At 63.6% G+C, this 8,611-nt stretch carries 4 protein-coding genes, 1 tRNA gene and 2 rRNA genes (1 of these 7 running past the window's edge); 2 read left to right on the forward strand and 5 right to left on the reverse strand.

Annotated elements, in window-relative coordinates:
* Nucleotides 1-37: 37 nt before the first annotated feature.
* Complete coding sequence (ileS, locus tag ACIQC9_RS09085; RefSeq protein WP_400614689.1) at nt 38-2,953, forward strand: isoleucine--tRNA ligase; 2,916 nt, start codon at nt 38-40, stop codon at nt 2,951-2,953.
* A 28-nt stretch (nt 2,954-2,981) separates the two neighbouring features.
* Nucleotides 2,982-3,407, forward strand: a complete 426-nt coding sequence (locus tag ACIQC9_RS09090) for an MAPEG family protein (protein ID WP_400614691.1) — start codon at nt 2,982-2,984, stop codon at nt 3,405-3,407.
* Between the two features lie 39 nt (nt 3,408-3,446).
* Here ACIQC9_RS09090 and ACIQC9_RS09095 read toward each other — a convergent pair whose 3' ends face one another.
* The 5 genes from ACIQC9_RS09095 to ACIQC9_RS09115 all read right to left on the reverse strand — a co-directional run.
* Nucleotides 3,447-5,246, reverse strand: a complete 1,800-nt coding sequence (locus tag ACIQC9_RS09095) for a M56 family metallopeptidase (RefSeq protein ID WP_400614693.1) — start codon at nt 5,244-5,246, stop codon at nt 3,447-3,449.
* The gene (locus ACIQC9_RS09100; protein ID WP_400614695.1) at nt 5,246-5,617 is read right to left on the reverse strand and encodes a BlaI/MecI/CopY family transcriptional regulator; all 372 of its coding nucleotides are present in this window, start codon (nt 5,615-5,617) and stop codon (nt 5,246-5,248) included. The genes ACIQC9_RS09095 and ACIQC9_RS09100 overlap by 1 nt, the downstream gene beginning before the upstream one ends.
* Before the next feature lie 146 nt (nt 5,618-5,763).
* Nucleotides 5,764-5,840: transfer RNA gene (locus ACIQC9_RS09105), tRNA-Met, on the reverse strand.
* Nucleotides 5,841-5,944: 104 nt separating this feature from the next.
* Nucleotides 5,945-6,059 (reverse strand): 5S ribosomal RNA (gene rrf / locus ACIQC9_RS09110).
* An 84-nt stretch (nt 6,060-6,143) separates the two neighbouring features.
* Nucleotides 6,144-8,611 (reverse strand): 23S ribosomal RNA (locus ACIQC9_RS09115); it runs 320 nt beyond the window's last position.

An 8,611-nucleotide genomic window follows, 5' to 3' on the forward strand; every position in this document is an offset into this window, starting at 1 on the left:
ACTTCACGCGAACGATCAACACGACGAGCGAGACTTCATGGCTGACGCCAGCGACACCCCCACCGGCCGCGACTACCGCGAGACCGTCTTCCTTCCGGAAACTCCGTTCCCGATGCGGGGCGGCCTGCCGCAAAAGGAGCCGGCCATTCTGGAGCAGTGGGGCGACCTGTACGGAACCCTGCGCAAACAGCGGCAGTCGGAAGGCGCCCCTCTCTATGTGCTGCACGACGGCCCGCCCTACGCCAACGGCGACATCCATATCGGCCATGCGCTGAACAAGACGCTGAAGGACTTCGTCGTCCGTTCGCGGTTCCTGCTGGGCTACGACGTCGACTACGTCCCCGGCTGGGACTGTCACGGCCTGCCGATCGAGTGGAAGATCGAGGAACAGTACCGCGCCAAGGGCCGGCGCAAGGACGAGGTCTCCAAGGCCGAGTTCCGCGCGGCCTGCCGCGAATACGCCGCCGGCTGGATCGACGTTCAGCGCGATCAGTTCAAGCGTCTGGGCGTCACCGGCGACTTCGACAACCGCTACGCCACGATGGACTATTCGGCCGAGGCCGCCATCGTGAAGGAGTTCCACAAGTTCAAGAACTCCGGCCAGCTGTATCGAGGCTCAAAGCCCGTCATGTGGTCGCCGGTCGAGCGCACCGCGCTGGCTGACGCCGAGATCGAATACCACGACCACGTCTCGCCCACGATCTGGGTCAAGTTCCCGGTCATCGCCGCGACCGACGATCACCCCGACGACCTGCTGGCCTTCCGTCACCAGACACCATCCATCGTCATCTGGACGACCACGCCGTGGACCATCCCGGCCAATCGCGCGATCAGCTTCGGACCCGAGATCGCCTATGGCCTGTATGAAGTCACGGCCATGGAACAGGATCTGGAGTTCCAGCCCTGGGCCAAGCCGGGCGACCGGCTGATCCTCGCCGACAAGCTGGCGGAAGAGGTCTTCAAGGCCGCGAAAATCGCGACATGGACCCGGCTGGACGACATCGACCCCTCCGGCCTCGTCGCCGCCCATCCGCTGGCGGAACTGGACGACGGCTATCGCTTCAACGTGCCCCTGCTGGACGGCGACCACGTCACCGACGACGCCGGCACGGGCTTCGTCCACACGGCGCCGGGCCATGGCGCCGACGACTTCGAGGTCTGGAAGGCCCACGGTCATCACGAGGTGCCGGACACCGTCGACCCGGACGGCGCCTACTACCCGGCCGTGCCCCTGTTCGCCGGGCTGAAGGTGCTTGAGACCGAAGGCAAGAAGACTGGCAAGTTCGGCCCCGCCAATGGCGCGGTGATGGAAAAGCTGATCGAGGCGGGGACGCTTCTGGCGCGTGGCCGGATGGAGCATTCCTACCCGCACAGCTGGCGGTCCAAGGCGCCGGTCATCTTTCGCAACACGCCGCAGTGGTTCATTCGCATGGATCAGCCGCTGAAGTCGGGCGAGACCTTGCGCGACACGGCGCTGGCCGCCATCGACGCCACCGCCTTCCACCCAGCGGCGGGCAAGAACCGCATCCGGTCGATGGTCGAAGGCCGACCCGACTGGCTGATCAGCCGCCAGCGCGCCTGGGGCACGCCTCTGGCCATGTACGTGGACAAACACACCGGCCAGCCACTGCACGACACCGAGGTTGACGCCCGCATCGTCGCGGCGATCGAGGCAGGCGGCGCGGACGCCTGGTACACCCGCCCGGACAGCGACTTCCTCGGCCTGCACGACCCGGCCAGCTACGAGAAGATCGAGGACATCCTCGACGTCTGGTTCGACAGCGGCTGCACCCACGCCTTCGCGCTGGAGACCCGCGACCCCGCTCACGGCTACACGGGCGACCGCCCGTCGCACTGGCCCGCCAATCTGTATCTCGAAGGCTCGGACCAGCATCGCGGCTGGTTCCAGTCGAACCTGCTCGAAGGCTCCGGCACCCGCGGCCGCGCGCCCTATGACGCCGTCCTGACCCACGGCTTCACCCAGGACGAGAACGGGGAGAAGATGTCCAAGTCGCGGGGCAATACGACCGACCCCGCCGTGGTCATCAAGGAATCCGGCGCGGACATCCTGCGCCTGTGGGTCGCCCTGGTGGACTACGCCGAGGATCAGCGGATCGGGAAGCAGATCCTGCAGACCACAGTCGACGCCTATCGCAAGCTGCGCAACACCGTCCGCTACCTGCTGGGCGCCTTGGCCGATTTCGACGAGGCGGAACGCGTCGCCTACGACGACATGCCGCCGCTCGAGCGCTTCATCCTGCACCGTCTGTGGGAACTGGATGGTCAGGTGCGCTCCGCCTACGAAACCTATCGCTTCCAGGACGTCGTTCGCCCGGTGCTGGAGTTCTGTTCCGGCGACCTGTCGGCCCTCTATTTCGACATCCGCAAGGACAGCCTCTACTGCGACCGCCCCGACGCGATCCGTCGTCGCGCGGCCCGCACGGTGATGCATGAGGTCTTCGTCCGCCTGACCGCCTGGCTGGCGCCGCTGACGCCGTTCACGATGGAAGAGGCGTGGACCACGCTCTATCCGGACGCCGGCACGAACTGCGCGCGGTTGATCCCCGAAACGCCGGGCGAATGGCGGAACACGGCCGAGGCGGAGCGGTGGGCCGGCGTGAATGTCGTGCTTGAGGTCGTGAACGAGGCGCTGGAAGCGGCGCGTCGTGAGAAGATCATCGGCGGCGCACTCGATGCCTGGCCGACCGTGACCGGGCCCGCAAACGCCTTTGCGCCCTTTGACGGACTGGATGCTGCCGAGGTGTTCCGCACGTCGGGTGCCGAGCTGAATGTCGGCGGAGATGCTGTGACGGTCGACGTGAAGACCGCCGATCATCCGAAATGCGCCCGCTCATGGCGCCGCGTGCCGGATGTTGGGTCAGACGCCGACTATCCCGACCTCAGCGCCCGCGATGCGGACGCCGTCCGGTGGTGGGACGCACAGCGCGGCTGATCCAGCGAGTTGAACCGGGGGACCGATGATGACGCCTGACGCCGTGGGCCTGCTAACCCCGCTGCTTCTTCATTTCGGGCTCGTCGTCGGTCTCTACGTTCTGCTGACGTGGACGCGTCTCGTGGTCGTAAAGCGTGGGCAGGCCGCGAAGGCGGACTTCGCTCGCGCGGACGGCGATCCGCCGCTGTCAGCGAGGATGCAGAGAAATCTGGCCAATCAGTTCGAGGCGCCGGTTTTCGCATGGATCGGTGCGCTGGTCCTGATCCTCACGGAGCACGTCAACACTGTCGATGTGGCCGCCGGCTGGATATTCCTGACCGGTCGCCTGATCCACAGCTGGGTGCAGTGTTCCGGCGACAACGTGGCGCTGCGGGGTCAGGTCTTCACCATCAACTTCGCCGCCGTCCTGTGGTTGATGGCTCACGCGGCCTTGGCCGTTCTGGGCGGCCCCTGAATATGAAAAGGCCCCGCCGGAGCGGGGCCTTCTGTCCGTCTAGAGATCCCGGGCCGCTTGCTCTCGCATGCGTCTGGACTGGCGCTCCAGATCGTCCGCTTGGCCGGGCAGCTTGCGGGACAGCTCGATCAGTTCAGCGTCGGTGACGGTATTTCCCCGCGCGCGGTTCTCCGCGATGACCTGCGCGCGGTAGGACGCGTCGCGCAGGCGACTGGCCTCGGACCGCATCTGCTGCGCGCCTCGGGCCATGTCCTCGGCGCCGGTGCGCATGCTGGCGCGGGCCTCGACCATGGCCTCGCGGGCTTCACGTCGGGCGACCTCCGCCTGGGCGCGGGCTTCGGCGGCGGCGCGCATGCCTTCCTCGCGGGCCCGGGCGATCGCCTCGTGATCGATATTGGCTCGAACCATAGCCGCCTCACGGCGAGCCTCTGCCGCTTGAACCCGGGCTTCGGCAGCGGCGCGGTGGCCTTCTTCCCTCGCCCGATCGATGGCGGCGTAATCGATGCTGGCGCGGACGCGTTCGGCTTCGCGGCGGGCGATCTCGGCTTGCGCGCGGGCTCCCTCGGCTTGACGACGGGCCACCTCGGCCTGGGCGCGGGCCTCTTCGGCTTGCTGGTGCGCCTGTTCGAACTGCCGACGGGTCGCGGGATCCATGTCCTCTAGCGAGGTGTAGCTGCGGGTCTCGCCATTGTTGGTGATCACATAGCGGCCCGAGAAACCGGCCGGAGGAGCTGGAGGAGCGGGCGGAGCGGGCGGAGCGGGCGGCGCCGGAACGCCGGGCTCTTGCGGCGGGGCGGGCGGCGCGAGAGGAGCAAGCGGTGCAAACCGGGTCGACATCGCGTGCGGTGGAGCGGGCGGCGCGGGCGGAACCGGCGGCCGCGGCAGCAGTTCGACGGCGGCCAGCGGCGTCGCCACGACGACCATGGCGCCAACGGCCAGCATGACGGTGAAGGGGCGGGCGGGCAGTTTCGGTTGGACTTTCATGACCTGGGTGATCCTTCGAGAGAGCGTTTTTGGATCCGCCGCCATGGCGAGGGCGGCGGTTTGCGGAGCGTCGGCGGCGAGGTCGACGAGCGTGCGGGCGTAGGTGCGCCGGTCGACCTGCGCCACGGCGGCGGCGTCTGCCGCCTCCTCGGTGCGGGCCGCGAGGACAGCGTGCAGCCACCAGACCAGCGGGTTGAACCAGAAGAGGGCGACGGCCAGCCGGGACAGGGCGAGGAACAGCCAGTCCCCCCTGCGGATATGGGCCAGCTCGTGGGCGAGGACGGCGGGGGCGGCCTCGGCGCGGCGGACGCAGTGATCGCTGACCAGCACCACGCCGGGCGGCAGGCCCCAGCTGAGCGGCGCATTCACACTGGCGGACTGGATCAGGCGGGTGCGTCCCTTCGGATCCAGCCGGTGCAGGGCCTCGGTCCAGACGCGGTGGACGACAGGCCGGCCCTTCTCGGTCCAGCGACGAAGGGTCAGGAAGCCCACCGCGAAACGGGCCGCCAGAGCGAGGACGCCGGCGCCATACGCGGCCGCTGCGATCAGGGCCCACGGCGGCGCAGACGGAAGGGCGGCGGTGATGCGCGCCTGGACCACAGGCTGAAGATCCAGCGAGACGGCCGATCCGGCGGGCGCGACGTAGGCTGTGGTCTCTGGCGCCAGCAGGGCCAGCGGCAGGCGCGGGCCGATGATCAGGAAGAGCGGCAGACCGACAAGGAGACAAACGGCGGCGCGCAGGACATCCGCGCGATCCGACGCCGGGCGGCTGGCCAGCAGCAGGGACAGGGCGAGGCCGACGCCGGCGATCAGGCTGGATTTGGCGAGCAGTTCGAGGAAGAGGGTCCAGGTCATCACCCTTCGTCCCCCGCCTGATCAATGGCGCGGCGCAGGGCGGCGGCCTCCTCAGGCGTCAGCTTCTGGGTCAGTCCGAGAAGCGCCGTGGCCGCTGAAACAGCGGAACCGGAGAAGAAGGTGTCGACCATCCGGCGCATGGCGCTGTCGGCGAGGGTCTCGGTGCGCGGAACGGGCCTGTAGACGACACCGCCGGGACCGGCGACGCGCTCGACCAGACGCTTGGCCTCGAGCCGGCTCAACAGGGTGCGGACAGCAGAATCGCTCAGAGGATCAGCCAGTTCGATGCGCACGGCGGAGGTGGCGGCTTCGCCCAGCCGGCACAGGGTCTCGAACACTTCCCGCTCCCGGCGGGGCAAGCTCTCGATCACGTCACGCCTCCCATGTCGCTACATGTGTAGCGCTACACTTGTGGCGGAATGCGGCGGGATTGCGGCCGGCTTCATGAAGGTTTGGCAAGGCGCGCGTCGAACAGCAAAAAGCCCCGCCGGAGACCGGTCGGGGCTTTTCGAAGTTTTGGGTGCGGGAGCAGGATTTGAACCTGCGACCTTCAGGTTATGAGCCTGACGAGCTACCGGGCTGCTCCATCCCGCGGCAAAACGGTAGTTAGTGAGGAAGAACGGTTCGAGTTACCTGCCCTCAAGTAGGCCTAAGGCCGGTAGGGCAAGCATGAAGTCATTCGCATATCCGACTGGTAGACCCGGCGGCGACCTACTCTCCCGCGCCTTAAGACGAAGTACCATCGGCTCTGGAGGGCTTAACGACCGAGTTCGGAATGGGATCGGGTGGGGAACCTCCGACATAGCCACCAGGTCAACCAGGCGGATACACGAATGAATGAAGACATTGTCGGACGATCATCTGGTCTGATGATCATCGAATGAGTTTTGCTGAGAAACGATCAAGCCGATCGGATTATTAGTACCAGTAAGCTTCATGGGTCGCCCCACTTCCACACCTGGCCTATCAACGTGGTAGTCTTCCACGATCCTCAGCGAAGCCTTGTTTTGAGGTTAGTTTCCCGCTTAGATGCTTTCAGCGGTTATCTATTCCATACATAGCTACCCTGCTGCGCAGCTGGCGCCACGACAGGTCCACCAGAGGTATGTCCATCCCGGTCCTCTCGTACTAGGGACAGATCCTCTCAAGCTTCGAACACCCACGGCAGATAGGGACCAAACTGTCTCACGACGTTCTGAACCCAGCTCACGTACCACTTTAAATGGCGAACAGCCATACCCTTGGGACCTGCTCCAGCCCCAGGATGTGATGAGCCGACATCGAGGTGCCAAACTTTGCCGTCGATATGGACTCTTGGGCAAAATCAGCCTGTTATCCCTAGAGTACCTTTTATCCGTTGAGCGATGGCCCTTCCACGCGGGACCACCGGATCACTATGGCCGACTTTCGTCTCTGCTCGACTTGTCAGTCTCGCAGTCAGGCGGGCTTATGCCATTGCACTCGACGACCGATTTCCGACCGGTCTGAGCCCACCATCGCGCGCCTCCGTTACACTTTAGGAGGCGACCGCCCCAGTCAAACTACCCACCACGCCATGTCCCGGGACCGGATAACGGCCCTCGGTTAGACGTCAACGACAGTAAGGGTGGTATTTCAAGGATGGCTCCACCAGAGCTGGCGCCCCGGCTTCATAGCCTCCCACCTATCCTACACATACGGTCGCTAACGCCAAGGCGAAGCTATAGTAAAGGTTCATAGGGTCTTTCCGTCTGACCGCGGGAACCCCGCATCTTCACGGGGAATTCAATTTCACTGAGCCTGTGCTGGAGACAGTGGGGAAGTCGTTACGCCATTCGTGCAGGTCGGAACTTACCCGACAAGGAATTTCGCTACCTTAGGACCGTTATAGTTACGGCCGCCGTTTACCTGGGCTTCAGTTCGACGCTTTCACATCTCCCTTTAACCTTCAGGCACCGGGCAGGCGTCAGACCCTATACGTCGCATTGCTGCTTCGCAGAGCCCTGTGTTTTTGCTAAACAGTCGCTACCCCCTGGCTTGTGCCACTCAGTCCAGCTTGCGCTGGGTGAGTCACGCTTATTCCGAAGTTACGCGTGCAATTTGCCGAGTTCCTTCAGCACAGTTCTCTCAAGCGCCTTGGTATGCTCTACCTGACCACCTGTGTCGGTTTCGGGTACGGTCTCTGCTGGAGTTATTTCCAGGGACAACTTCGCTGCCAGGACAATCCAATAAGCCCTGACAACTTACGCCATCCGTCACTTCCAGCTGGTGCAGGAATATTTACCTGCTTCCCATCGACTACGCTTTTCAGCCTCGCCTTAGGGGCCGACTAACCCTGCGCAGATTAGCTTTACGCAGGAACCCTTGGTCTTTCGGCGACAGTGTTTCTCACACTGTTTATCGTTACTCATGTCAGCATTCTCACTTCCGATACCTCCAGCCAACCTCGCAGTTGACCTTCACCGGCTTACGGAACGCTCCGCTACCGCTTGCACAAAGTGCAAACCCATACCTTCGGCGACTGGCTTGAGCCCCGTTACATTTTCCGCGCAGGATCGCTTGATCAGTGAGCTGTTACGCTTTCTTTAAAGGATGGCTGCTTCTAAGCCAACCTCCTGATTGTCAAAGCAATCCCACATCGTTTCCCACTTAGCCAGTACTTGGGGGCCTTAGATGATGGTTAGGGTTGTTTCCCTTTTCACGACGGACGTTAGCACCCGCCGTGTGTCTGCCCGATAGTTCTCTCAGGTATTCGGAGTTTGGTTAGTATTGGTACCGCTCGCGCAGCCCGCAACCATCCAGTGCTCTACCCCCTGAGGAATTCGTCGGACGCTCTACCTAAATAGATTTCGCGGAGAACCAGCTATGTCTAGGTTTGATTGGCCTTTCACCCCTATCCACAAGTCATCCCAGAATTTTTCAACATTCACGGGTTCGGACCTCCAGTTGGTGTTACCCAACCTTCATCCTGCTCATGGATAGATCACCTAGTTTCGGGTCGTCATACGTCGAACTTAGCGCCCTATTCAGACTCGCTTTCGCTGCGCCTACACCTAACGGCTTAAGCTTGCTCGACACATGAAGTCGCTGACCCATTATACAAAAGGTACGCCGTCACCCCGCATGGGGGCTCCGACTGCTTGTAGGCTTCCGATTTCAGGATCTGTTTCACTCCCCTCGTTGGGGTGCTTTTCACCTTTCCCTCACGGTACTTGTTCACTATCGGTCGTAGAGGAGTACTTAGGCTTGGAGGGTGGTCCCCCCATGTTCAGACAGGATTTCACGTGTCCCGCCCTACTCGAGTCTCTTGCTGTTTGACGGCTACGGGGCTGTCACCCGCTATGGCCGGACTTTCCAATCCGTTCGCCTTTATTTCACAAGAGCAC

It is taken from the genome of Brevundimonas sp. NPDC092305 (genome assembly GCF_044755415.1).
Classification (GTDB): domain Bacteria; phylum Pseudomonadota; class Alphaproteobacteria; order Caulobacterales; family Caulobacteraceae; genus Brevundimonas.

What these genes read in the sequence shown, in the direction of transcription:
- ACIQC9_RS09095 (WP_400614693.1), bottom strand. Translation starts at nt 5,246, where the DNA reads ATGACCTGGACCCTCTTCCTCGAACTGCTCGCCAAATCCAGCCTGATC.
- ACIQC9_RS09090 (WP_400614691.1), top strand. Translation starts at nt 2,982, where the DNA reads ATGACGCCTGACGCCGTGGGCCTGCTAACCCCGCTGCTTCTTCATTTC.
- ileS (WP_400614689.1), top strand. Translation starts at nt 38, where the DNA reads ATGGCTGACGCCAGCGACACCCCCACCGGCCGCGACTACCGCGAGACC.